We start from the raw sequence: 25,843 nt of genomic DNA, 5'->3' as shown, positions 1-25,843 counted from the left end.
TCATTGCGTTCGCGAGACAGTGCGATTTTTCGGTACAGGCGTTGCGGAAGCCGTCGTCGCGGTGCGCTCCCCCTCTGGAAATCCCGCACCTGCGACCGCACCTTCCGCACGTCACTCCGGACCAACCCCCGCTTGACGGCACCACCCCGACGCCGTCACCCTCGTACGCGTACACGTAAGGACCCCGGTTTCCCCATGCAGCTTGTCATCGTCGAATCGCCTGCCAAGGCCAAAACCATCGAGAAGTATCTGGGCAGCGATTACCGCGTCCTGGCCAGCTACGGCCATGTCCGCGATCTGCCGCCCAAGGACGGCTCGGTCGATCCCGACGATGCGTTCGCGATGACGTGGGAGAATTACGCGGACAAGTCGAAGCAGCTGAAGGCGATCACCGATCTCGCAAAGCTCGCCGACCGCCTGATCCTCGCGACTGATCCGGATCGCGAAGGCGAGGCAATCTCGTGGCACGTCCGCGAGGTGCTGCGCGCGCGCAAAGCGCTGCCGAAAGAGGTCGAGCGCGTCACCTTCAACGCGATCACCAAGGCCACTGTCACCGAGGCGATGAAGAACCCGCGCGAGCTCGACGACGACCTGATCGACGCCTACCGCGCCCGCCGCGCGCTCGATTACCTCGTCGGCTTCACGCTTTCGCCGGTGCTGTGGCGCAAGCTGCCAGGCGCCAAGTCCGCGGGCCGAGTCCAGTCGGTGTCGCTCCGCCTGATCGTCCAGCGCGAGCGCGAGATCGACGTCTTCAAGCCGCAGGAATATTGGTCGGTGACGGCCGAGATGGAGCATGACGGCACCGCGTTCACATCGCGGCTGACGCAGTTCGAGGGCAACAAGCTCGACCGCCTTTCGATCGGCAACGAAGGCGATGCCCTGCGCGCCAAGCAGGCCGTGCTCGACGGCAATTTCTCGGTCCAGTCGGTCGAGACCAAGCCCGCGGGTCGCAACCCGCCGCCACCGTTCACCACCTCGACCTTGCAGCAGGAAGCGTCGCGCAAACTCGGCTTCTCGGCCGATCATACGATGCGGATCGCGCAGGGCCTCTACGAGGACGGCACGATCACGTACATGCGTACCGACGGCGTGCAGATGGACGGCAGCGCGATCAGCGCCGCGCGCTTGGCGGTCGCGAACCGCTTCGATGCGAGCTATGTCCCCGACAAGCCGCGGCAATATCAGTCGAAGGCGAAGAACGCGCAGGAAGCGCATGAAGCGATCCGCCCGACCGACTTCGGCAAGGACAAGGCCGGCGGCGGCGACCACGCGCGCCTCTACGACCTGATCTTCAAGCGCGCGCTCGCCAGCCAGATGGCGTCCGCCCGCATGGAGCGGACGACGGTCGAGATGGCCGACGGCACCGGCCGCAACATCCTCCGCGCCACCGGCCAGGTCGTGCTCTTCCCCGGCTACCTCGCCTTGTACGAGGAAGGGTCGGACGACTCGGCCGACGAAGACGCCCGCCGCCTACCGCGGATGCGCGAAGGCGATGCGCCCGCCAAGAAGAAGGTCGACGCCGAGCAGCACTTCACCCAGCCGCCACCGCGCTTCTCCGAAGCTTCGCTGGTCAAGCGGATGGAAGAACTCGGCATCGGCCGCCCGTCCACCTACGCCTCGATCATCAAGACGCTGAAGGACCGCGCCTACGTCCGGATCGAGAAGAACCGCTTCTTCGCCGAAGAGTCCGGGCGCCTCGTGACGGCATTCCTCGAGCGCTTCTTCGAGAAGTACGTCGGCTACGACTACACCGCCGAACTCGAGGAAGAGCTCGACGACGTCTCCGGTGGCCGTGCGCAGTGGCAGTCGGTGCTCGACGCGTTCTGGCGCGATTTCAAGCCGCGCACCAATGAGGTCATGGAACAGCAGCCGTCGGCGATCACCGCCGAGCTCGACACCTTCCTCGCGCCGTACCTGTTCCCGGCAAAGGCGGACGGCGGCGATCCGCGTCTCTGCCCGAACTGCGGCGAGGGCCAGCTGGCGCTTCGCGGCGGCAAGTTCGGCGCGTTCATCGCCTGCTCGAACTACCCCGAATGCAAATACACACGCCGTTTCGCGCAGCCCGGCGGCGACGCCGAGGCGGATGCCGGCCCGTCGACGCTCGGCACGCACCCGGACACGGGTCAGCCGATCGAGCGCAAGTCGGGACGCTTCGGCCCGTATCTGCAGATCGGGGAGGGCGAGGATCGCAAGATGGCCTCGATCCCCAAGGACATCGGCGAGCTCAATCTGGAATGGGCGGTCAAGCTGCTGTCGCTCCCCCGGACGGTCGGCAACCACCCTGAGACCGGCGAACCGATCATCTCGACGATCGGCAAGTTCGGCCCGTATCTGAAGCACGCAGGCAAATACGCGCGGCTCCAGACGACGGCAGACGTGTTCGAAACGGGCATGAATGCCGCGGTCGTAAAGCTCGCCGAAGCCGCGGCCGGCGGCGGACGTACCGCACGCGGGGCTCAGGCACCGCTCAAGGTCCTCGGCAACCATCCGCGTACCGAGGCCGAGATCAAGCTGATGGAAGGCCGTTACGGCGCCTACGTCACCGACGGCACGACCAACGCGACGCTGCCCAAGTCGATCGAAAAGGACCAGCTGACGCTCGAGGAAGCGGCGTCGCTGATCGACGCACGCGCCGCCGCGGCGCCGGCAACGAAGAAGAAGAAAGCGCCCGCCAAGAAGCCGGCGGCGAAGAAGGCACCGGCCAAGGCGGCAGTGGCCAAGGATGCGGCCGAGGCAAAGGCGCCAGCGAAGAAAGCTCCAGCTAAAAAGGTCCCCGCCAAGAAAACCGCGCCAAAGAAGAAAGCCGAAGCCTAATTTCCCTCCCGCTTGCGGGAGGGGCTAGGGGAGGGACCGAAATACCCCACGAACGCGTCGTTCGCGGTGATCCCCTCCCCAAGCGGAAGGGGAGTTTTCAACTTAAGCAGCCCGGCGTTGCGTCAACTGCATCCAGTCGCGCGCCGCACGCTGCGCCACCGAGATCTCCCGGGCCGTCATGTCCTCAGCGATCTCCGCGCGACATTCCTGCGCCGCGATGTTCCCCGACACCGCCGCCAGGTTGAACCACTTGTGCGCCTCGATCAGGTCGAGCACGACGCCGGCCGTGCCGGTCGAATACACCATCCCGAGTTCGTAACACGCCCGATCGTCACCGCGCGCGGCATCCGCCAGACGGCGTTCAATTCCGATATTCGCATTCTTGAGACTGCTGCCCATGGTCTTGCCCCCAATGTTCGTGAGGACAGACTGCCGTGATTCGCGCTACGAAATGGTTAATGGGTTAACGGTCGTTCTTTACAACTCTATCGCGATGTTATCGATCAACCGCGTCGCGCCCATCCGCGCCGCCGCCAGCAACCGCCGCGGACGCTCCGCCGCGGGGTTCTCGGCCAGCGTCTCGGCATCCGCCAGCGCGACGTAATCGATCGTGAACCCCGCCCCGACCAACGTCGTCCGCGCATCGTCGAGCACCGAGTCGACGTCCTCGCCCTTCGCGATCGCCCGCGCGGCGACACCCAGCGCACGCGGCAAGGCGACCGCCTGCTTGCGCTGCTCATCGTCGAGATAGATGTTGCGCGACGACATCGCCAAACCATCGTCGTCGCGCTGCGTCGGCACCCCGACGATATCGATCGCGAAGTCCAAATCGGCGACGAACCGCCGGACGACGGCGAGCTGCTGGTAATCCTTCTCGCCGAAATACGCCGCATCGGGCCCGACCTGGTTGAACAGCTTCGACACGACCGTCGCGACGCCGTCGAAATGGCCTGGACGCGAGGCGCCGTCGAAGCCGTCGCTGACGCCCGAGACGCGCACCGACGTCGCGAACCCCTCGGGATACATCGTCTCGACCGACGGCAACCAGAGCAGGTCGCACCCGGCTTCGTTCAGCATCCGGATATCCGCCATCTCGCGCCGCGGATAGCGCGACAGGTCCTCGTTCGGGCCGAACTGCGTCGGGTTGACGAAGATCGACGCGACGACCTTGGTCCCCGGCCGCTTCGCCGCCTCGATCAGCGCGACATGGCCGGCGTGGAGCGCGCCCATCGTCGGGACGAGCGCGACGCGCTGCCCCGCCGCACGGAAGGCGGCGACGCTTTCGCGCAACGCATTAAGGTCCCGGACGGTGTCCACGTGAAACTCCTACTCGATAAGTGCGGTCGCGGCTTCTATGAAGGGTGACTGTTACGATCAATAAGGAAACGCGCGTTGGCCACGGGCCCCGAACAGACCCCCGCTTCTACGCACGTCCCTCCGCCGGCGTCGACGCACGTGATCGTGTTCGCCAATGAGAAGGGCGGCACCGGCAAGTCGACGACTGCGGTGCACGTCGCGATCGCGCTCGCCGCGAAGGGTGCGCGCGTCGCGTGTCTCGATCTCGACCACCGCCAGCGCACCGTCGGCCGCTATCTCGACAACCGCGCCGAGACGATGAAGCGCAACGGCTCGGTACTGCCGATGCCGCGCCACGCTACGCTGTCCGACCAGAGCGAGGACCAGTTCGAGGACCTGTGGCACTCGCTGTGCGAAGGCTCGGACTTCCTGGTCGTCGACACGCCGGGCCGCGACGATCCGTTCGCGCGCACCGCGGCGGCGCTGGCCAACACCTTGGTCACGCCGATGAACGACAGCTTCGTCGACTTCGACCTGATCGGCCAGGTCGATCCCGAGACCTATCAGGTGACGCGCCCGAGCTTCTATTCCGAACTGATCTGGGACGCGCGGAAACAGCGCGCGCGCGCCGATGGCACGACGATCGACTGGGTCGTGCTGCGCAACCGCCTCCAGCATATCGAGGCGCGCAACATGCGCCGCGTGTCCGACGCGCTGGCGCAACTGGCCAAGCGCGTCGGCTTCCGGATCATCCCGGGACTCGGCGAGCGTGTGATCTACCGCGAGATGTTCCCCGCCGGGCTGACGATGATCGATTCGAAGGCGTTCGGCAGCATGGGCCTAGGCCACGTCGCCGCGCGCCAGGAACTGCGCGAGATGATGGCCGCGTTGCAGCTGCCCGAGGTTGTCGAGCAAGCGCCGGACGTCGCTGCGTGAAGTGGATCGTCGCCGCGGTATTTATCTGGCTGGCCTGGCACTACCTCCGCCCAAAGCCGAAGCAGCGCGTCGTGACCGATGAAGCGGAAGCGCGCTCGATCCTCGGCGTCGACAGCAGCGCAAACGCCGACGCGATCCGCAGCGCGCACCGCCGCCTGATCGCCTCGGTCCACCCCGACCGCGGCGGCTCGACCGACCTGACCCGCCGAGTGAATGCGGCGCGCGATCTGCTGCTGAAACGCTCCTCGCGATAACCCTTACCGCCGACCGTCCTGAGCGAAGTCGAAGGGCAAGCCCAGGACGAACGGAAATCTAAAAATGACCCATCAGTTCGACCCGACCTCGCTCCGCGAATACGACATCCGCGGGATCGTCGGCACAGCGCTCGGCCCTGCCGATGCCACCGCGATCGGCCGAGGTTTCGCTACCCGCATCCGCGCCGCGGGCGGCCACCGCGTCGCGGTCGGCTATGACGGCCGCAACTCCTCCCCAGAACTCGAAGCCGCGCTCGTCTCCGGCCTCGTCGCAGGCGGCGTCGACGTCGTTCGCATCGGCCTCAGTTCCACCCCGATGCTCTACTACGCCGAAGCGACGTTAGAGGTTGATGGCGGCATCCAGGTAACCGGCAGCCATAATCCCCCCGAGTATAACGGCTTCAAGATGGTGCGCGCCCACGCGCCATTTTTCGGCGACGACATCCAAGACCTCGCCGCGCTCGCCGCATCGGGCACCTGGAGCGAAGGCGCGGGCGAAGTGACGACCGCGGACGTCCTCGACGCCTATGTCGGCCGGCTGATGGCGGGCTATGCGGGCGGCGCGTACCGGATCGGCTGGGACACGGGCAACGGCGCCGCCGGCCCGGTGATCGAGAAACTCGTGCAGCTGCTCCCGGGTGAGCACCATGTGATCTTCGCCGAAGTCGACGGCAATTTTCCTAACCATCATCCCGATCCCACCGAAGAGTCGAACCTCGCCGATCTCAAACGTCTGGTCGCGGCGAAGAACCTCGATTTCGGACTGGCCTTCGACGGCGATGGCGACCGGATCGGCGCGATCGACGGTGCGGGACGCGTGATCTGGGGCGATCAGATCCTCTCCATTCTGGTCGAACCTGCCCTGCGCGAACATCCCGGCGCGCCGATCGTCGCCGACGTGAAGTCCTCGCAGGCGTTGTTCGACCGAATCGCCGAACTCGGCGGCGAGCCGGTGATGGCCGCCACAGGCCACAGCCTGATGAAGACCGCGATGACTCGCACCGGCGCACCGATCGGGGGGGAGTTAAGCGGCCACCTGTTCTTCGCAGGCGAATATTATGGGTTCGACGACGCGCACTATGCTGCCGTCCGCCTCATCCGCGCGGTGCATCTGTCGGGGCAGTCGCTGACCGAGTTGCGCGATGCGATGCCGGCGCTGGTCGCGACGCCGGACCTGCGGTTTCCGGTCGAGGATGTGCGGAAATTCGCGGTCGTGGACGAAGTGATCGCGCGGTTGAAATCCGAAGGGGCGGAGATGGACCTGACCGATGGGGCGAGGGTGACGACCGCCGACGGGTGGTGGCTGCTGCGAGCCTCGAACACGCAGGCGATGCTGACGGTGCGGGCCGAGGCAAAGGACCAGCCAGCGCTCGATGCGCTGCTGGCCGAGGTAGATGCGCACCTGTCGGCAAGCGGTGTAACGCGACGCTAACCGCGAAAATTGCACCACCCTGGCGAAGGCCGGGGCCCAATTGGAAAGGTGGATATAACGGCGCGCTGTCTTCCGTTAGCAACCTCCCCCAATTGGGCCCCGGCCTCCCCGGGGTGGTGCAGGTCGAGAGGGCGCTCGCAGACTTAGACGAGCATCTCGCGCAGAGCAGTGCAGTGCCCCCCTCCCCCGTCATTCCCGCGGAGGCGGGAACCCAGACTGGCTGGCCCCGCAAGAGAATCGCAACCGTCCGGAGGATATGGATCCCCGCCCTCGCGGCGACGACGACGTGGCGAGTGGCGGCAGTATCCGGACGACAGCCACACATGATTGACTCACCACCACCCTCGCCTACGTTCCCGCCACCACCCCAAGGAGTCCCCCCGTGGAGCGCCCAGTCGACGAATTCCGCTCCAGCACGCGCCGCTGGCTGCTCGGCAGCTTTGCCGGTTGGGGCACACTCCTCACCTGTCTCGCCGGCGTGGGCTTCGTCATCATCGGCGTCCGCTGGCTCAAGAACCGCAGCGCCAGCTACGAAATCACCGACCAGCGCCTCATCATCAAGCGCGGCATCCTGTTCAAGACGATCGACGAGATCGAGCTCTACCGGATCAAGGACGTCCGCCTCGGCTACTCCCTGCTCAACCAGATGACCGACATCGGCACGATCATCCTCACCTCCAGCGACCGCACCACCAGCGGCGGCGAGTTCACGCTCCGCGATATCCCGATGGCACGCGACCGTCGCGAAGGCCTGCGCAAGCTGGTCGACCGCGCCCGTCAGCGCCGCGGCGTCCGCGAACTCGACGTGGATGACGCATACGCGCTGGATTAAGCGCGCTTTTGTCCCCACATGGCGGGCATGGCGCCCCCCTACCCCAAGCCCAAACCCCAACCGCAAATGATCCGGGTCGTCGACCTCGAGACCACCGGCTCGGCCCCGCCCGCGCACGGCGTCTGCGAAATCGGCTGGCAGGACGTCGCGCTCGGCGAGGATGGTCGCTGGGAGATCTACGGCGAAGGCGGCAGTCTGCTCGTCAATCCAGGCCGGCTGATCCCGCCGGTGACTCAGGCGATCCACCACATCCTCGACGAGCATGTCGCCGACGCACCGTACTGGCATGACTGTGCGCGACAGGTGCTCGATCCGTGGCCGCGTCGCTTGGCGCTCGCCGCGCACCGCGCCGATTTCGAGCAGAAATTCTGCACCCCGGCCCTGACCCGCGACGCCGAGTGGATCTGCACGTGGAAATGCGCGCTGCGGCTCTGGCCCGACTCGCCGAGCTTTTCGAACCAGGTGCTGCGCTATTGGCGCAAACCGCACGGCATGGAGCACGAGCGCGGCCTGCCCGCACACCGCGCGTTCCCCGACGCCTACGTCACCGCTTTCCACCTCCGCGACATGCTGAACGAGGCGAGCCTTGCGCAGCTGCTCGAATGGTCGCGTGATCCGGGGCTCATCCCCCGTGTCCGCTACGGCCCCGATCGCGGCAAGGAATGGTCCGAGCTCGATCACGAGACGCTGATGGCGTTCATGACCGATCGCGATCCCGACATCCGCTTCACCGCCAACCACGAGATGGACCGGCGCAGCGGCGGCGGTCGCGTGGGCAAGGCCAGCGCGCAGGACCTGCTGCTCTAGATCAATATGCTTAGGCTCGCGGACGCGTCAGTATCGCTGGCGTAACGACCTCCGCCCGCCTACACCCCAGCCCCTATGGTTCGCGTACGCTTGAAATTACCGTCGTCGGAGGGGCGGGTCGCACGGTGGCTGGTCGCGTTCATGACGCTCGGCTTCATCGCGCTGGCCGCCGCGGCGATCGCGATCGGTTGGATCACCGTCCGAAACCGCACCTATACCGCCGAGATCCTCCATACGCAGGACGTCCGCCAGGCGGTCGCGACCGTCCAGATCCTTATGGAGCAGTCGGAAACCGCACGGCGCGGTTATGTGCTCGTGGGCACACCGCTGTTCGCCACCGCCTATGCGCGAACCGCGGGCAACCTCGTGCCGTCGATCCGCAAGCTGCGCCACCTGACGCGTGACAACCCCAACCAGATCGCGCGCCTCGCGCTGATCGAGCCGCGCTTCGTCCAGTTGCGCGCGCTCCGGACGCAGTCGATGACCTTGGTCGCCTCGGGTCGGATCGCCGAGGCGCGGCGTCGGTTCGCGGTCGATGCCAGCGTGCCGTTGATGCGCGGCATCCGCTACCGCACCCAGGCGATGGCCGCCGACGAAGTCCGCCTGCTCGCGATCCGCACCGAACGGCAGCAACGCACCAGCGCACTGTTCCTCTCGGTCGCCGGGCTCGCCGCGGCGCTGCTGCTGATCGTCGCGATCCTCGCGGTCCTGCTGATCCGCCGCTACACCGCCGACCTCGCCACCTCGCGCGACAGCCTGCGCACCCTCAACGAGACGTTGGAAGAGCAGGTCACGGAACGCACCGCCGACCTCAGCCGCGCGAACGAGGAAATCCAGCGCTTCGCCTATATCGTCAGCCACGATCTGCGCTCGCCGCTGGTCAACGTGATGGGCTTCACCGCCGAACTCGCGACCGCCGCGGGGCCGCTCGCCGAACTCGTCGACCGTGCCGAAGCCGAGGCACCGCACATCCTGACGGAAGACGCGCGGCTTGCCGCGCGCGAGGACCTGCCCGAGGCGATCGGCTTCATCCGCACCTCGACGCAGAAGATGGATCGGCTGATCAACGCCATCCTGAAACTCGCGCGCGAGGGTCGCCGGACGATCGCCCCCGAGCATATCGACCCGGCGCAACTGGTCGACACGATCGTCGGCGCGATGCAGCACATCGTCGACGATCGCGGCGCAGTGGTGCGCGTCGAGCGGCCGATGCCGGCCATCGTCACCGATCGCCTCGCGCTCGAGCAGATCCTGTCGAACCTGATCGAGAACGCGACCAAATATTTGAAGCCCGGCCGCCCCGGCGAGATCGTCGTGAAGGGCCATACCGAACGCGGCCGCGTCATCCTGTCGGTGGTCGACAATGGCCGCGGCATCGATCCACGCGATCACCAGCGCGTGTTCGACTTGTTCCGCCGCTCGGGCGCGCAGGACCAGCCGGGCGAAGGCATCGGACTCGCGCATGTCCGCGCACTCGCCTATCGTCTGGGCGGCACGATCGACGTACAGTCGACGCTCGGCGACGGCGCGACCTTCCGGCTCAACCTGCCGACCCACATGACTATCCAGGACGCAGCATGAACGATCACAAGACCGTCGGTATCGTGATGATCGAGGATGACGAGGGTCATGCCCGCCTCATCGAGAAGAACATCCGCCGCGCCGGAATCCTGAACGATATCCGTCACTTCACCGACGGCACCACCGCGCTCGACTTCCTGTTCAACGCCGCCGATGGCCCCGCGAAAAGCGGCCCGGCGATGATCCTGCTCGACTTGAACCTGCCCGACATGAGCGGCACCGACATCCTCGCGCGAATCAAGGCCGAGGGCAGCCCGCTCAAGCGCACGCCGGTCGTCGTGCTCACCACCACCGACGACAAGGTCGAGATCGAGCGCTGCTACGATCTCGGCTGCAACGTCTACATCACCAAGCCCGTCAACTATGAGAGTTTCGCGCAGGCGATCCGCCAACTCGGGCTGTTCCTGTCGGTGATCCAGGTCCCCGAAGCCGAGTGAGCGAAACGCGCGTCCTCTACATCGACGACGACGCCGGGATCCGGCGGCTGGCGGCGCGTGCGCTCGAACGCCGCGGCTACCGGATGACGGTCGCCGAAACCGGGGCGGAAGGCGTCGTGAAGGCGGCTGCCCAGCGCTTCGACCTGATCGCGGTCGACCATTACATGCCCGGAATGGACGGCCTCGAAACATTGGAAGCGCTCCGCCGCCTGCCCGACCCGCCCCCCGTGGTGTACGTCACCGGCTCCGAGGAAGGCCGCATCGCGGTCGCCGCGCTGAAGGCGGGTGCCGCCGATTACGTCGTGAAGACCGTCGGCGACGATTTCTTCGACCTGCTCGCCGCGTCGTTCGAGCAGGTCCGCGCCCGCGCCCTGCTGGAACAGGAAAAGGCCGCCGCCGAGGCAGATCTCCGCGCCAGCAATGCGCGGCTCGAGGCGCTACTCGGCGAGGTTAACCACCGCGTCGCCAACTCGCTGCAACTCGTCTCGGCGATGGTCCGACTCCAGGCGACCGCGCTGACCGACCCGTCCGCGCGCGAGGCATTGGAAGATACGCAGCGCCGCATCCAGGCGATCGCACAGGTCCACCGCCGGCTCTACACCAGCAACGACGTCGAGAGCGTCGACATGCAGGAATATCTCGGCGCGCTGGTCGACGAACTCGCCGAGACCTGGTCGACCGAAGCGCTCCCCCGCGCCTTGAGCCTCGCCGCCGAACCGATCCGCCTACCCACCGACCGCGCGGTGTCTCTCGGCGTGATCGTCACCGAACTCGTCACCAACGCGTGCAAATATGCCTACCCCACCGGCGGCGGCGAAGTCCGCGTCGCGCTGCGCCGGATCGACGACGACATCTTCCTGCTCGCGGTGGAGGACGATGGTTGCGGCATCCCCGAAGACGCTATCCCGCGCGGCACCGGGCTCGGCACGAAGCTGATCCGCGCGATGGCGCAGAGCCTCCAGTCGATCGTCGAATACGACCCGACCCACACCGGCGTCCGCGCCACCCTCCGCGCGGCGGTGCGCTAAATCGATCCTCCCCCTTGCTGGGAGGATTTCAAAGCGCGCGCACCGCCGCCAGGATCATCCGCCCCGTCAACCGCGCGGTCTGGTCTTCCGACAAACGCGGTCGCGACAACGTACGATGACCCAGCCCGAACATGAACGCGAGGATCAGCTCCTCCGCACCCTCCAGTTCGTTCTCCTGCAACTCCGGGTTGGCGACGCAGGCGAGTTCGCGGATCATCCGCCGAAAATCGCGGCACAGGTCGGCGATCGTCTCGGCGACATCGGCGTTGCGGTGCGCCTCGGCCATGATCTCGAACGACAGCGCCTCGTCGCCTTTCGACAGCGCGCGGCGTGCGAGTTCGACGAACCCCTCCTCGATCGACAATCCCTCGGACTTCACCGAGTCGTTCATCGTCTGCAACTCGGCCATCTTGGCCGCCGCGTCTTCCATCACGATGGCCTGGATCACGGCATTCTTGCCGGTGAACAGGCGATAGATCTGACCGACGGAAACGCCCGCGGCCACCGCCAGTTCGGACATCGGAGTCTGGTGAAACCCTTGAGTCGCAAACAGATGACGGGCTGCGGCGACGATACGCTCCCGACTTCCCTTTTCATGCTGCACTGCACTCAAAATCATATTCCCGACGCGTTTTTTGGTTGACCGGCCGCTCGCACAATCCTAGCGGGCAAGCAAGCGGAATGAACGTTCATTCCGCATGAACTCATCTGCACGGACGTCGGGATGCTCAACATGCAGCGATTGAACCTCAAGGGATCTGTGGCACTGGCCGCACTTGTCCTGCTGTCGGCTTGCGGCAAGGAGCAGGCACCACCGCCGCCGCCGACACCGACCGTCGGCGTCGTGACCGTCGGCGAGGAATCGGTCGTGCTCACTTCCGAGCTTCCCGGTCGTATCGCCGCGGCCGAGACGTCCGAAGTGCGTCCGCAGGTCAGCGGCGTGGTTCGCGATCGCCTGTTCACCGAGGGCGCGATGGTCAGCAAGGGCCAGGTGCTCTACGCGATCGAGGACGCCCCCTACCGCGCGGCGCTCGCCAGTGCGCAGGGCCAGCTCGGCGCCGCCCAGTCGCAGATCAACGCGACCCGTCTCCAGGCGCAGCGCTACGGCCAGCTCGTGCAGCTGAACGCGGTCAGCAAGCAGGAGGCGGACAACGCAACCGCTTCCGCACAGCAGGCTCGCGCCAATGTTGCAGCGCAGCAAGCAGCGGTCCAGTCGGCCCGCGTCAACCTCGGCTTCACGCGCATCAAGGCACCGATTTCTGGCCGCATCGGGCGGTCGCTGGTGACCGTAGGCGCGCTGGTCCAGACCGGCCAGACCGATCCGCTCGCGACGATCCAGCGCACCAACACGGTGTATGTCGACGTCGTCCAGTCGGCGGCGCAGCTGCTCGACCTCAAGCAGGCGATGGCGACCGGCGGCGTGACGCGCGGTGACGGCAGCGCGCGCGTTCAGCTGATCCTTCCGAACGGCAGCACCTATCCGATCGAGGGTCGCCTGCAATTCTCCGAGGTCACGGTCGACCAGACCACCGGTGCGGTGACGCTGCGCGCGACCTTCCCCAATCCCAACGGCCTGTTGTTGCCGGGCATGTACGTCCGCGCGAAGCTGGTCGAGGGCACGCGCGCGCAGGCGATCATGGCGCCGACCGCGGGCATCACGCGCGATCCGCGCGGCGGTGCGACCGCGCTGGTCGTCAACGCGCAGAACAAGGTCGAGCAGCGTACTGTCACCACCGACCGGGTGATCGGCGACAAGTGGATCGTCACCAGCGGCCTGAAGCCCGGCGACAAGCTGATCGTCGAGGGCCTGCTCAACCTGCGCCCCGGCTCGACCGTCAAGCCCGCTGCCCCGCAGCAGGTCGCCAAGCCCGCGGGCGGTTCGCCTGGAGGCGGCGACCCCGCTGCCGGCAACAATTCCGCGCAGGCCAATTCCGCCGCGCAGGGGAAGTAACCGCCCATGTCACGCTATTTCATCGATCGACCCATCTTCGCATGGGTCATCGCCATCATCCTGATGCTGGCCGGTATCCTCGCGATCCGGTCGCTGCCGATCGCCCAGTTCCCTGAGATCGCCGCCCCCAAGGTAACGGTCGCGACGTCCTATCCGGGCGCCGACGCACAGACGCTCGAGAACACGACGACGCAGATCATCGAGCAGCAGATGAAGGGGATCGACAACCTTCGCTACTTCGCCTCGACGTCCGACGGCTCGGGCAACCTCGCGATCACGCTCACCTTCGAGCAGGGCACCGACCCCGACATCGCGCAGGTCCAGGTGCAGAACAAGCTGCAACAGGCGACGCCGCTTCTGCCGCAGGAAGTGCAGCAGGCCGGTCTTCGCGTCACCAAGGCGACCGCCAACTTCCTGCTCGTGATCGCCGCGTATTCGGAGAATGGCGCGCACGACCAGGTCGATCTCGGCGACATGATCGCCTCGAAGCTTCAGGATCCGCTCAGCCGCATCAAGGGCGTCGGCGACACGCAGGTGTTCGGCGCGCAATATTCGATGCGCATCTGGGTCGATCCCTTCAAGATGTCGAACCTCGGCGTCACCGTCACCGACATCACGTCGGCACTGACCGCGCAGAACGCGCAGGTCTCGGCCGGCCAGGTCGGCAGTCTCCCGGCGGTGAAGGGCCAGTCGCTCAACGCCACCGTGACCGCGCAGACGCGTCTCCAGACGCCGGAACAGTTCCGGGCGATCATCGTCCGCTCGGCGACCAGCGGCGCGACCGTGCGCCTGTCGGACGTCGCGCGCGTCGAGATGGGCTCCGAGAACTACAGCTTCCAGGCCCGCTATAACGGCAAGCAGGCCGCAGGCTTCGGCGTGAAGCTGGCGCCGGGCGCCAACGCGCTCGATACCGTCAAGCTGGTAAAAGCCGAGGTCGCGCGGATCTCGAAGCAGTTCCCGCCCGACGTCAAGGTCGCCTTCCCGATCGACAATTCGACGTTCGTGCGGCTGTCGGTCGAGCAGGTCATCCACACGCTGATCGAGGCGATCGTCCTGGTCTTCCTCGTGATGTTCCTGTTCCTCCAGAATTTCCGCGCCACGCTGATCCCGACGATCGCGGTCCCGGTCGTGCTGCTCGGCTCGCTCGCCGTGCTCCAGGTCGCGGGGTTCACGATCAACACGCTGACCTTGTTCGGCATGGTGCTGGCGATCGGCCTGCTCGTCGATGACGCGATCGTCGTCGTCGAGAACGTCGAGCGCCTGATCCAGGAGGAAGGGCTCAGCCCGAAGGAAGCCGCCAAGAAGTCGATGGACGAGATCAGCGGCGCGCTGGTCGGCATTGGTCTCGTTCTGTCTGCCGTGTTCCTGCCTATGGCGTTCTTCAGCGGCTCGACCGGCGTGATCTTCCGCCAGTTCTCCATCACCATCGTGTCGTCGATGGCGCTGTCGGTGCTGGTCGCGTTGATCCTGACGCCCGCGCTCTGCGCGACGATCCTGAAGCCTGCCAAGGAAGGTCATAGCGAGAAGAAGGGCTTCTTCGGCTGGTTCAACCGCACCTTCGACAAGGGCGTTGGCAAGTACGGCAACGGCCTGCGCCGCGTCGAGAAGGGCTGGGTCCGCACGATGCTGGTCTATGCCGTGATCGTCGTTGCGATGGCCTTCATCTTCATCCGCCTGCCGTCGGGCTTCCTCCCCGAGGAAGATCAGGGCGTGATGTTCGCACAGGTCTCGATGCCGTCGGGTACGCCGATGGAAGAGACCGCACGGACGATGGACAAGGTCCGCGATCACTTCCTGATCGACGAGAAGGCCAACACCTCGGGTATCTTCACGATCAGCGGCTTCGGCTTTGTCGGCCAGGGCCAGAATGTCGGCATCGCCTTCATCCAGCTGAAGCCGTGGGAAGATCGCAAGGGCGCGGAGAACACCGTGGCCGCGGTCGCTGCACGCGCCAACCAGGCGCTGGCCGGGGTCCGTGCCGGCATGGTGATCGGCTTCGTGCCGCCGGCCGTGCAGGAACTCGGCAACGCCAACGGCTTCGACTTCATGCTGAAGGACAATGCCGGCGTCGGTCACGAGAAGCTGCTCGAGGCGCGCAACATGCTGCTCGGCATGGCCAGCCAGGACAAGCGCCTGATGCAGGTCCGTCCGAACGGCCTGGAGGATGCGCCACAGCTGAAACTGAACGTCGACCAGGCACAGGCAGGGGCACTCGGTCTCAGCCAGGCGGACATCAACACCACCGTCAGCACCGCGTTCGGTGGCGCCTACATCAACGACTTCATCGACCGCGGTCGCGTGAAGAAGGTGTTCGTGCAGGCCGACGCACCGTTCCGCACGACGCCTGCCGATCTCGGCAACTTCTACGTCCGCGGCACGACCAGCAATGCGATGGCGCCGTTCTCGTCCTTCTCGACGACGAGCTGGAGCTACGGTCCGTCACGACTCGAACGCTATAACGGCGTGGCCTCGTTCGAGATCATGGGCTCGCCGGCGCCGGGCGTCAGCAGCGGCACCGCGATCAAGGCGATGGAGGAGATGGCGGCCAAGCTGCCCCCCGGCATCGGCTATGAGTGGACCGGCCTCAGCTACGAGGAAAACCTGTCGGGCGGCCAGTCGACCACGGTCTACGCATTGTCGCTGCTGATCGTGTTCCTCTGCCTCGCGGCACTGTACGAGAGCTGGTCGATCCCGATCGCCGTCCTGCTGGTGGTGCCGCTCGGCGTCCTCGGCGCGGTCGGCGCGGCGATGATCTTCGGGCTGAACAACGACATCTACCTTCAGGTCGGGCTGATCACGACGATCGGCGTGGCGGCGAAGAACGCGATCCTGATCGTGGAGTTCGCCGAGGAGAAGATGGGCGACGGGATGAGCGCGGCCGATGCCGCGGTCGAGGCGGCGAAGCTTCGCCTTCGCCCGATCTTGATGACATCGTTCGCCTTCATCTTCGGCGTGTTGCCGCTCGCTCTGTCGACCGGCGCCGGCGCCGGTGGCCAGAACGCGATCGGCTGGGCGGTGGTCGGCGGCATGCTGTCCGCGACCGTCCTCGCGATCTTCTTCGTGCCGCTGTTCTTCCTGCTCGTGAAGCGCGTCTTCAAGCAGGACAAGGCCGGCGCGGGGAACGCCCACGATCACAATCATCATGACGACGATAACCGTGACGGCGGCCATGACGACAATCGTCATCCGCCCCACGACCAGCGGCCGCAGGAGGCCTGATCCAGATGTTCTCGCCCAAAATCTCCAGCCGCACCGCGCTGACGTTCGCCGCCGGGCTCACGCTCGCCGGGTGCAACCTCGCCCCGAAATACGTCCGGCCCGAATTGTCGGTGCCGGCGGCGACGCCCACGGGTCCTGCCTACGCGGCGACCGATGCGGCGGGCGCGATCATGCCTGCGGACACCTCGTGGGAGACCTTCTTCACCGACGACCGCCTGCGCCGGGTGATCCGTACCGCATTGGAGAACAACCGAGACCTCCGCGTCTCGGTCGCCAATGTCGCGCAGGCCCGGGCGCAATACCGCGTCCAGCGCGCGGACCTGTTCCCGACGATCGCCGCTAGCGGTAGTGCCACGTATTCGAAGTCGCCGTTCGGTTCCGTCAGCGGTGGTACGACGAGTACGGGGACTGGCACAGGTACGGGGACTGGCGCCGGAACGGTGACCACGGGTAGCGGCCGTACCGACATCTACTCGGCGAACGTCGGCATCTCGTCTTGGGAGATCGACCTGTTCGGGCGCGTCCGCAATCTCACGCAGTCGCAGCAGGAACAGTATTTCGCCGCGGAGGAAAACCGCAACGCAGCACAGGTTTCGCTGGTCGCGGAGATCGCGACTCAGTGGCTGACGATGGCCGCCGACCAGGATCGGCTGAAAATCGCGCGCGATACGGAAAAGGCGTACGGCCAGACCGTCAAGCTGACGCAGGACCGTTTCCGGATCGGCATCGCGTCCGAGCTCGAAGTGCGCCAGGCCAGTACCAGCTACGATCAGGCCCGCTCGGACATCGCCGAAGCGACCACGTTGATCGCGCAGGACCAGAACGCGCTGAATCTTCTGGCAGGCACGACACTGCCCGCGGACATGCTGCCGGCGCGGCTCGAAGAGACCAGCCCGACGCTCGAGAACCTGCCCTCGAACCTGCCGTCGGAGGTGCTGTTGCGCCGTCCCGATATCGCCTCGGCCGAGCATCAGCTGATTGCCGCCAATGCCAATATCGGCGCGGCGCGCGCCGCGTTCTTCCCGAACATCTCGCTGACGGCCGCGTTCGGGACGATTAGCCTCGGCCTGTCGAACCTGTTCGGCAGCGGTTCGCAAAACTGGTCGGTGGCGCCTTCGGTCAGCCAGACGCTGTTCGATTTCGGCAAGAACAAGGGCAATCTGCGCTATGCCCAGGCGACGCGCGATGCCGCCGTCGCGACCTACGAGAAGAGCATCCAGACCGGCTTCCGCGAAGTCGCCGATGCCCTGGCGCGGCGTGGGACCATCGGCGCCCAGCTACAGGCGCAGACCTCGCTTCGCGACAATGCGGCGGGTGCGTTCAAGCTGTCGGACCTGCGTTTCCGCGCGGGCATCGACACGTTCCTCAACACGCTCGATTCGCAACGCTCGCTCTATACCGCGCAACAGAGCCTGCTCGCCGCCCGTCTGACGCGCGACAGCAACTCGGTCGAACTCTACCGCGCGTTGGGAGGCGGCGTCACGACGGCTTCGACCGCGGACTCGCGCCCGAAAAACTGACTCCGCAGTCCCTCCCCCGCCGGGGGGAGGTAGCTCGCGCTTGCCAGTCGGAGAGGGGGGAAGGCGGAACCGCTGTTCCGCGTCCCCCCCGCTACAACCTTCCCACGCGGGGGGATTGCAACAGCCTAGTTCGCCGGCTCAGACAACGGCGCAAACCGCGCGACCTGGCGCCCGACGAGGCGCAGCTGCTCGATGACGGCGGGATCGTTCGCGCCCCCCTCGTCGTCGAACTTCGTCACCTGCGTATTGATCGCCGCGGCAAATGGCGTCGGCCACCCGCGCAATGCATGAACGATCGACCGCAGCGCGGCGATCGTGCTTCCCGTCGCCTGCCAGCCGTAAGCCGTGGCAATCAGCCCGACCGGCATGTCCGCCAGATACGGCCGTTCGGGATCGCGCGCGGTTTCCTCCAACAGGTCCAGCGCGTTCTTCACCGCGCCGGAAATGCTGCCGTGATAGCCGGGGCTCGCGATGATCACCGCCGACGCCTCGCGCACCGCCGCGACGAACGCCTGTTCGTCGGGCGTCCGCGTCGTTGCCTTCGGATCGTACAGCGGCAGCCGCGCCATGTCCGCGCCACCGAACATCTGCGTGCGATAGCCCTGCTTCTCGACCGCATCGAGTGCGATTCGCAGCGCGCGTTCGGTCGACGAGACGCCGCCGATCGTGCCGCCGATGCCGACCACCAGCGGCAGAACGGCGGGAATAGTTTCGGAAGCAGTCACGATATCACCCTGTTCGAACGTCATCGCCCTGCTCTTCCCCGTTTCGCCGCGCGATGACAACAGGGCTTCGACCGGTTCTCGCCCCGCGGGCACTGCAAGTGCTGTCGCTAAGCCCCCGTACACGTTAGGCATGCGCATAGACTTGCCCGAGCTGTCATAGAACGATAACACACTAAAAGTCCGCCCGTTGGCCGACCTGGAACGATCCGATGCGCCCCGATCCCTTTGACCCCGACCGTTCCAGCTCCAGCGGCGATCGCGAGCCCTATGCCTATGAACGCGAGCGGCTGATCACCGAGCGCGAACGCCTGCGTCAGAAATACGAAGCCGAGCGGGACGGCGCAGACCGGGAACCCTATGATCGCGACTTCGGCGCGGCCTACGCCACCCCCAGCGCGCCGAGGCGAAAGCGCCCGATCGGCCGATGGATCCTGCGCGGCTTCGGCATCGGCATCGTCCTGCTGGTGATCGCGATCATCTGGCTGGCGATTACCGCGCCGCTGTCGAAATCGCTCCAGCCGCCGACGCCGCCCTCGATCACGCTCACCGCCGACGACGGTACACCGATCGCGCGGCGCGGTGCGATCATCGGCAAGTCGGTCGATGCCTCGAAGCTCCCGCCGCACGTCACGCAGGCGTTCCTCGCGATCGAGGACCGGCGCTTCTATTCGCACTGGGGCGTCGATCCCCGCGGCATCGCGCGTGCGGCCTGGGCGAACATGGGCTCGGGCGGCGTGCGCCAGGGCGGCAGCACGATCACGCAACAGCTCGCGAAGAACGCCTTCCTCGATTCGGACCGCACCGCGACGCGCAAAATCCGCGAGGCGATGATCGCCTTCTGGCTCGAGGCATGGCTGTCGAAGAACGAGATCCTCTCGCGCTATCTCTCGAACGTCTATTTCGGCGACAACACCTACGGGATCAGCGCGGCCGCGAAGCATTATTTCGGTCGGACCCCCGACAAGCTCAACGTCGGCCAGGCGGCGATGCTCGCCGGGCTGGTCAAGGCACCCTCACGCCTCGCCCCTACGTCGAACCTCGAAGGCGCCCGCAAGCGCGAAGCCGTCGTCGTCGGCGCGATGGTCGACGCGGGCTTCCTCACCAAGGCGGAGGGCGACGCGGTCCAGCCGCAGCGCGTGCTCGGCAGCCGCCCGTCGCAGCTTCCCAACGGCACCTATTTCGCCGACTGGATCCTCCCCGAAGCGCGCGACCAGGCCGGCGAGATCAAGACGGAAGCGACCGTGCAGACGACGCTCGATCCGCGGTTACAGCGCGCGGCGGAGCGCACCGTAGCCCGCGCGGGTCTGCGGCAGGCGCAGGTCGCGCTGGTAGCGATGCGTCCCGATGGTCGCGTCGTCGCGATGATCGGCGGCAAGGATTACCGCAAGAGCCCGTTCAACCGCGCGACGCAGGCGCGGCGCCAGCCCGGTTCGACCTTCAAGCTGTTCGTCTACCTCGCCGCGATGCGCCAGGGCCTCACCCCCGACTCGACGATCGAGGACCGCCCGGTGACGATCGGCGACTGGACGCCGAAGAACAGCGACGGCCGCTATCAGGGCACGATCACGCTGCGCCAGGCGTTCGCGCGCTCGTCCAACGTCGCCGCCGCCCGGCTGACGCAACAGGTCGGCGTCAAGGCGGTGATCAAGGCCGCCCGCGATCTCGGCATCTCGACGCCGATCCCCAGCGAGGCGACGATCGGCCTTGGCACCTCGACCGTGTCGCTGCTCGAACTGACCGCCGCCTATGCCGCGATCGCGCGCGAGCAATACCCGGTCCAGCCGCGCGGCCTCGCCGACGTCCGCGAGAAGGGCTGGTACCAGTCGCTCACAGGTGGCGCGACCGAGATGCCGAGCAAGATCCACGACGAAATGCTCGACCTGCTGGCGGCCTCGATCCGCACCGGTACCGGCCGCGGCGCGAACCTGACGGTCGACGCGTTCGGCAAGACCGGCACGACGTCGGACAACAAGGACGCGCTGTTCGTCGGCTTCGCGCGCGATCTGGTGGTCGGCGTGTGGGTCGGCAACGACGACAATTCGTCGAACCCCGGCCTGTCGGGCGGCGGTATCCCCGCACGGATCTGGCGCGACTTCATGCAGAGCGCGCTGGGGATCGCACCGATCGCGGCGCCGGCTCCGGCGGTTGAGGAAGTCGATCCGGATGCCCTGCCGGCGGACGAGCAGGACAATTCGGTGCTGCCCCTCGGCGGCGAGATCGAGGGCCTCGGCTTCAACCTGAAGATGGGCGAGGACGGCACTATCTCCGTCGGCCCCTCCCGCCGCGACCGCCAGGAAGGCCCGCCCCCCCGCGACGATCGCCGACCGCCGGAGGAAGAACAAGGGCCCGACGAAGGGCAGTAGTTTGCTGATCGACGCCATCCGTAACTCAGCACCACCTCAGCGTTAGGCACCACCCCGGCTATCAGGCACCACCCCGGCGGAGGCCGGGGCCCAATTGGAAAGGTCGCGGTAACGACGCGCAGCCCTTCGCCACCTGCCGCCCCCAATGGGGCCCGGCCTTCGCCGGGGTGGAAGAGCAGCTTTGATCTTCACCTGAGCCGACGCCCCCCGTTGACGCCACCACCGCATCGCAGCATGTCTCACCGATGCGCTTCTTCTCCGACAACGCCGCGACGATCCACCCACAGGTCATGACCGCGATCGCCGCCGCCGACACGCTCGACACCGCCTATGCCGGCGACGCGTGGAGCCAGCAGCTCGACGGCCGCCTCTCCGCGCTGTTCGAAACCGACGTCGCAGTCCTCTGGGTCCCCACCGGCACCGCCGCCAACTGCCTCGCGCTGGCCGCACTCTGCCCCCCGCACGGCGGCATCGTCTGTCACCGCGATGCGCACATCCAGAACGACGAGGGCGGCGCGCCCGAATTCTACACGCACGGCGCCAAGCTGTTCCTCGCCGACGGCGACGGCGCCAAGATGACGCCGGACACGATCCGCGCCGTGATCGACGCGATCCCCGACGACGTCCACCGCGTCCAGCCGCACGCGATCTCGATCACCAACGCCACAGAATATGGCCGCGTCTACCAGCCACACGAGGTCGCGGAGATCGGCGCGCTAGCGAAGGAGCGCGGGCTCGGCTTCCACATGGACGGCGCGCGGTTCGCCAACGCGATGGCACGCGTCGGCTGCTCGCCCGCCGAGATGACGTGGCGCGCGGGCGTGGACGCGCTGAGCTTCGGCTTCGTCAAGAACGGCGCGATGAGCGCGGAGGCGCTGGTCTTCTTTAAACCCGACCTCGCCGCCGTCACGCAATATCGCCGCAAGCGCGCAGGCCTGCTGCTGTCGAAGGGGCGGTATCTCGCCGCGCAGATCCTCGCGATGCTCGACGACGACCTCTGGCTCTCCAACGCCAAGGCCGCCAACGACGGCGCGACGAAGCTCGCCGCCGCTGCCGGTGACCGCCTCGTCCACCCGGTCGAGGCGAACGAAGTGTTCCTCCGCGCCACGCCGGAAGAAGCCGCAGCCTTGAGAGCGAAGGGCTTCGACTTCTACGACTGGGCCGCCGGCGAGATCCGCCTCGTCACCGCATGGGACAGCCCGGCGGACGCGGTTGGCCTGCTCGCCGATGCGATCCGGGAGTTATGACCCCCGGCCCCACCGACCCACCACAGTCGACCCGCGCTGCGGTCCTGATCCCGTTCGGCACCGTCACGGTGATCTGGGGCTCGACCTGGCTCGTCATCCGCGACCAGATCGCGGTCGTGCCACCAAGCTGGTCGATCAGCTACCGCTTCCTCGTCGCCGGCATCGCAATGGCGATCTACGCAGGCATCAAGCGCGAGAGCTTCAAATTCGACGCCCGCGGCTACGGTTTCGCGGCGATCATCGGCATCGCGCTGTTCACGCTAAACTTCAACTTCGTCTACCGCGCAGAGCATTACGTCACCTCCGGGCTCGTCGCGGTGGTGTTCGCGCTCCTGCTCGTCCCCAACGCGATCTTCGGCCGCATCTTCCTCAAGCAACGCCTCGGACGACAGCTCATGGTCGGTTGCGCGGTCGCGATGGCCGGCGTCGCGTTGCTGTTCGTCAACGAGGCGCGGGTCGATCCGCACGGGCCGCGCTCGGCGACGATCGGCATCGTCCTGACGCTGTGCGGCGTGATGGCCGCGTCGGTCGCCAACGTCATCCAGGGCAGCGCGTTCGCCAAACGCTATCCGATGGCGCCGACGCTGGCGATCGCGATGCTGATCGGCGCATGCCTAGATGCCGCGTTCGCGTGGATCACGACCGGGCCGCCGGTGTTCGAGCCGCGCTTCGGCTATGTCGCGGGCATCCTCTATCTCGGCGTGTTCGCGTCCGCGCTCGCCTTCCCGCTCTATTTCAACGTCATCCGCGCGATCGGCCCGGCCAAGGCGGCCTATTCGGGCGTCATCGTGCCGGTCATCGCGATGCTGCTATCGACGATCTTCGAGCGCTATCACTGGTCGACCTTGGCCGTCGCCGGCGCAATATTGTCAGGAATCGGCCTCGTCATCGCGCTCAGCGCACGCAGACCGGCGCGGTAGTCGGGCCAGACGGGCGTCCAGCCGAGTACCCGCTTGGCCTTCCCGTTAGCCACCCGCCGGTTCTCGTTGTAAAACCCGCGCCCCATCGCCGAGAGCTCCTCGAGCGTTACGAACGGCGGCGTGGGCATCCCGAGCAGCATCGCCGCGAACGCCACCACGTCGTTCTGCGACGCAGGCACGTCGTCCGCGAGATTATACCCCCCCGCCGGCGCGTCGAACCCGGCGATGACGCCCGAGACGATGTCGTCGACATGCGCGCGGCTGAATACCTGGCCGGGCTGCTCGATCCGATGCGCCTTGCCCTGCCGCACCCGGTCGAGCGGCGAGCGGCCGGGGCCATAGATTCCCGGCAACCGAAACGTCCGCGCACCGATGGCCAGCCAGTCCGCATCCGCCGCCGCCCGGGCGCTCCTCCTGCCACCACCAATCGGCGCCGTCTCGTCCACCCACGCGCCCTGCGCATCGCCGTACACGCCCGTCGACGACAGATACCCGATCCAAGCACGCGTCCGCAGCAACAGCGAACCATAGCGACCGAGCACGGGGTCTGCCTCATGCTCGGGCGGCACCGACGACAGGATATGCGTCGCCGCCGCGATCTCCGCCGTCACCGCGTCCACGTCGTCGAACCGGAGCGTACCACCCCGCCCGTCCCTCGTCGTGCCGACGACATGCCAGCCATCCGCCGCGAGCCGCTCGGCAAGCCGCGACGCGGTGTAGCCGAGACCAAAGACCAGCAGCCGGCTCATGGCGCCACCGCCGCGCCAGCCATCGGCCCCTTGTACAGCGTCCCGAAATAATCGCCGGCATTCCACACCGGCCGCTGCGCCCCGTCGGCGATCTCGCGCGCGATCCGGTAGTTCGCATCGACGAACCGCACGCCCTGATCCCACAGGATCGGCTGCGTCAGGTCGTCCGACGGCTTGTGATAATTATTCGCCATGAAATACGCGACCGCCGCCTTGCCCGGCCCCTTCTGACCAGGCCACAGGAACACCGACGGGATCCCCTTCTGGACGAAGCGGAAATGATCCGAGCGGACGAAGATGCCTTCCTCCGGCATCGGGTCGGGCGACAGGCCGACGCCGATCGCCGCGACCGCCTTCTGCACGATCGGGCCGATCGTCGAACGCTCGGCACCGAACACCACCATGTCCTCGAACTTGTAGGTCAGGATCGGCATGTCGAGGTTCACGTCCGCGACGATCGAGCTCAGCGGCACGGTCGGGTGATTGGTGAAGTAATCGCTGCCGACCAGCCCCTTCTCCTCGCCGGTGACGGCCAGGAACATGATGGTGCGCTTGGGCGCCTGCCCACTGGCCGTGAAGCGCCTGGCCTCCTCGATCAGGCTGGCGATGCCGATCGCGTTGTCGAGCGCACCGTTGTTGAGCGCGTCGCCCTTCACCGGCTTGGTGATGCCGATGTGATCGAGATGCGCGGAGAGCACGACGACCTCCTTGCCGACCACCGGATCGCTGCCCGGGATCACGCCGACGACGTTGCTGCTCGCGGCGGGCACGAAGCTCGTCTTGGTCGCGACGGTCAGCGTACCGACCAGCGGCACCGCCTTGAACTTCGCGTTGTCGCCGTTCGCCTGCTTGACGACCTTGCTCCAAGGCGTCTTCGAGCCAGCGAACAGCTTAGTCGCGCCGACCATGCTGACCGTCCCGAGCGACGGCGCGCGCGGCGCATCGACCTTCCCCGTGCCGTCGGGGTTCGCCCACGTCATCCGCGGCGTCGCGTAAAACTCCGCCATCTTACCGAACGTCCGCACCTTGGCCGAGCGCGGGCTCTCCAGCGTGATCACGCCGACCGCGCCCTTGGCCTGCGCGATCGCCGCCTTGGTCCCGCCCGACCCGAAGAACGCGCGCTCCTCGCCACCGAACCGCGCGGGCGAGCCGCCGAAATAGGCGACGATCTTGCCGCGCACGTCGACGCCCTGGTAATCGTCCTGGCCATATTGCGGCGCGTCGATCCCGTAACCGACGAACACGACGGGCGCCGAAACGCTCGTCTCCGCCTTCGCGCCGTTCGCGGCGGGCACATAATCCTCTCCGAAAACGAGCGGCTGCGCAGGCCCACGGCCGGTCCAGACGAAATCGCCCTTGCTCGCCGCCTTGTACGACACGAGCGGCACGGTCTGGAGATACCCGCCCTGATCGCCACCCGGCCGCAGACCCGCGGCATAGAATTGCGCGGCGACATATTGCGCAGCGATGTCGAACTCGGGGCTGCCGGCCTCGCGACCCTTCATCGCATCCGACGCGAGAAACAGCACATGCGCCTTCATCGACGCCTGATCCGCCGGCAGCGGCGCGGCGAGCTTGGCGTTCAACTCGGCAGTATTCGGGGCGGTCACCGGAGCCGGCACGGGAGCAGCTTGGGGCGCAGTCTGAGCAAGGGCAGAGGTAGAAAGCGCGAGCACCGCGAGCGCGCCGATAGGACGATACATCCGGAAATCCTTGCAAAGGGAACGTGTTG

21 protein-coding genes are annotated in these 25,843 nt (G+C 66.8%); 15 read left to right on the top strand and 6 right to left on the bottom strand.

The window, feature by feature from the left end; translation table 11 throughout:
- Positions 1-195 precede the first annotated feature (195 nt).
- Entirely contained in the window at positions 196-2,814 is a 2,619-nt protein-coding gene (topA, locus tag BM244_RS07785; protein ID WP_093398403.1) for a type I DNA topoisomerase, read from the top strand.
- Between the two features lie 102 nt (positions 2,815-2,916).
- Here the strand turns inward: topA and BM244_RS07780 are convergent, their stop codons facing one another.
- The gene (locus BM244_RS07780; RefSeq protein WP_093398402.1) at positions 2,917-3,213 is read right to left on the bottom strand and encodes an SEL1-like repeat protein; all 297 of its coding nucleotides are present in this window, start codon (positions 3,211-3,213) and stop codon (positions 2,917-2,919) included.
- 78 nt (positions 3,214-3,291) lie between these two features.
- On the bottom strand, positions 3,292-4,131 hold the full coding sequence (panC, locus tag BM244_RS07775) for a pantoate--beta-alanine ligase (protein ID WP_093398401.1): 840 nt from the start codon (positions 4,129-4,131) through the stop codon (positions 3,292-3,294).
- 75 nt (positions 4,132-4,206) lie between these two features.
- Between panC and BM244_RS07770 the strand changes: the two genes are divergently transcribed.
- The 8 genes from BM244_RS07770 (at position 4,207) to BM244_RS07735 (ending at position 11,417) form a co-directional block, all read left to right on the top strand.
- On the top strand, positions 4,207-5,046 hold the full coding sequence (locus BM244_RS07770) for a division plane positioning ATPase MipZ (RefSeq protein ID WP_093398400.1): 840 nt from the start codon (positions 4,207-4,209) through the stop codon (positions 5,044-5,046).
- Positions 5,043-5,300, top strand: a complete 258-nt coding sequence (locus tag BM244_RS07765; protein WP_093398399.1) for a DnaJ domain-containing protein — start codon at positions 5,043-5,045, stop codon at positions 5,298-5,300. The genes BM244_RS07770 and BM244_RS07765 overlap by 4 nt, the downstream gene beginning before the upstream one ends.
- 64 nt (positions 5,301-5,364) lie before the next feature.
- A complete protein-coding gene (gene pgmG, locus BM244_RS07760) occupies positions 5,365-6,732 on the top strand; it encodes a phosphoglucomutase/phosphomannomutase PgmG (RefSeq protein ID WP_093398398.1) in 1,368 nt (455 codons plus the stop codon).
- A gap of 382 nt (positions 6,733-7,114) precedes the next feature.
- The gene (locus BM244_RS07755; protein WP_093398397.1) at positions 7,115-7,564 is read left to right on the top strand and encodes a PH domain-containing protein; all 450 of its coding nucleotides are present in this window, start codon (positions 7,115-7,117) and stop codon (positions 7,562-7,564) included.
- A gap of 66 nt (positions 7,565-7,630) precedes the next feature.
- A complete protein-coding gene (locus tag BM244_RS07750) occupies positions 7,631-8,371 on the top strand; it encodes an exonuclease domain-containing protein (protein ID WP_254784341.1) in 741 nt (246 codons plus the stop codon).
- Between the two features lie 90 nt (positions 8,372-8,461).
- Positions 8,462-9,952 carry a sensor histidine kinase gene (locus BM244_RS07745; protein ID WP_368086060.1) on the top strand — a complete coding sequence of 497 codons (1,491 nt, stop codon included), beginning with the start codon at positions 8,462-8,464 and terminating at the stop codon, positions 9,950-9,952.
- Positions 9,949-10,389: a response regulator gene (locus BM244_RS07740; RefSeq protein WP_056053360.1), complete on the top strand. Its 441-nt coding sequence runs from the start codon at positions 9,949-9,951 to the stop codon at positions 10,387-10,389. The genes BM244_RS07745 and BM244_RS07740 overlap by 4 nt, the downstream gene beginning before the upstream one ends.
- Positions 10,386-11,417: a sensor histidine kinase gene (locus BM244_RS07735; RefSeq protein ID WP_093398395.1), complete on the top strand. Its 1,032-nt coding sequence runs from the start codon at positions 10,386-10,388 to the stop codon at positions 11,415-11,417. Before BM244_RS07740 ends, BM244_RS07735 begins: the two co-directional genes overlap by 4 nt.
- A 28-nt stretch (positions 11,418-11,445) precedes the next feature.
- On the opposite strand, the gene BM244_RS07730 is transcribed toward BM244_RS07735, so the two are convergent.
- Entirely contained in the window at positions 11,446-12,036 is a 591-nt protein-coding gene (locus BM244_RS07730) for a TetR/AcrR family transcriptional regulator (protein WP_368086059.1), read from the bottom strand.
- A 114-nt stretch (positions 12,037-12,150) separates the two neighbouring features.
- Here BM244_RS07730 and BM244_RS07725 point away from each other — a divergent pair, with 114 nt between their 5' ends.
- From BM244_RS07725 to BM244_RS07715, 3 genes are read left to right on the top strand one after another with little or no spacing between them, the layout of a single operon-like run.
- On the top strand, positions 12,151-13,368 hold the full coding sequence (locus BM244_RS07725; RefSeq protein ID WP_093399028.1) for an efflux RND transporter periplasmic adaptor subunit: 1,218 nt from the start codon (positions 12,151-12,153) through the stop codon (positions 13,366-13,368).
- Between the two features lie 6 nt (positions 13,369-13,374).
- The gene (locus BM244_RS07720) at positions 13,375-16,587 is read left to right on the top strand and encodes an efflux RND transporter permease subunit (protein WP_093398394.1); all 3,213 of its coding nucleotides are present in this window, start codon (positions 13,375-13,377) and stop codon (positions 16,585-16,587) included.
- A 5-nt stretch (positions 16,588-16,592) separates the two neighbouring features.
- A complete protein-coding gene (locus BM244_RS07715; protein ID WP_093398393.1) occupies positions 16,593-18,107 on the top strand; it encodes an efflux transporter outer membrane subunit in 1,515 nt (504 codons plus the stop codon).
- Positions 18,108-18,232: 125 nt separating this feature from the next.
- Here the strand turns inward: BM244_RS07715 and BM244_RS07710 are convergent, their stop codons facing one another.
- On the bottom strand, positions 18,233-18,856 hold the full coding sequence (locus tag BM244_RS07710; protein WP_093398392.1) for an NADPH-dependent FMN reductase: 624 nt from the start codon (positions 18,854-18,856) through the stop codon (positions 18,233-18,235).
- A gap of 185 nt (positions 18,857-19,041) precedes the next feature.
- On the opposite strand from BM244_RS07710, the gene BM244_RS07705 reads away from it, so the two are divergent.
- The 3 genes from BM244_RS07705 to BM244_RS07695 all read left to right on the top strand — a co-directional run bounded on the left by BM244_RS07705 (position 19,042) and on the right by BM244_RS07695 (position 23,362).
- Positions 19,042-21,195 (top strand): transglycosylase domain-containing protein, encoded by a 2,154-nt coding sequence (locus BM244_RS07705; RefSeq protein ID WP_093398391.1) that lies wholly within the window; start codon positions 19,042-19,044, stop codon positions 21,193-21,195.
- Positions 21,196-21,440: 245 nt separating this feature from the next.
- On the top strand, positions 21,441-22,442 hold the full coding sequence (locus BM244_RS07700) for a threonine aldolase family protein (protein ID WP_093398390.1): 1,002 nt from the start codon (positions 21,441-21,443) through the stop codon (positions 22,440-22,442).
- A complete protein-coding gene (locus tag BM244_RS07695; RefSeq protein WP_093398389.1) occupies positions 22,439-23,362 on the top strand; it encodes a DMT family transporter in 924 nt (307 codons plus the stop codon). The genes BM244_RS07700 and BM244_RS07695 overlap by 4 nt, the downstream gene beginning before the upstream one ends.
- Here the strand turns inward: BM244_RS07695 and BM244_RS07690 are convergent.
- Positions 23,275-24,111, bottom strand: coding sequence for a Rossmann-fold NAD(P)-binding domain-containing protein (locus BM244_RS07690; RefSeq protein WP_093398388.1), 837 nt, complete (start codon positions 24,109-24,111; stop codon positions 23,275-23,277). The genes BM244_RS07695 and BM244_RS07690 overlap by 88 nt on opposite strands.
- Positions 24,108-25,814 carry a M28 family metallopeptidase gene (locus BM244_RS07685; protein WP_093398387.1) on the bottom strand — a complete coding sequence of 569 codons (1,707 nt, stop codon included), beginning with the start codon at positions 25,812-25,814 and terminating at the stop codon, positions 24,108-24,110. The genes BM244_RS07690 and BM244_RS07685 overlap by 4 nt, the downstream gene beginning before the upstream one ends.
- Positions 25,815-25,843: the final 29 nt, after the last annotated feature.

Origin of the sequence: Sphingomonas sp. OK281, from assembly GCF_900115295.1 — a bacterium.
Classification (GTDB): domain Bacteria; phylum Pseudomonadota; class Alphaproteobacteria; order Sphingomonadales; family Sphingomonadaceae; genus Sphingomonas.
Note: the sequence above shows the minus strand (reverse complement) of the source record. Positions and strands in the feature narration are given on the sequence as shown.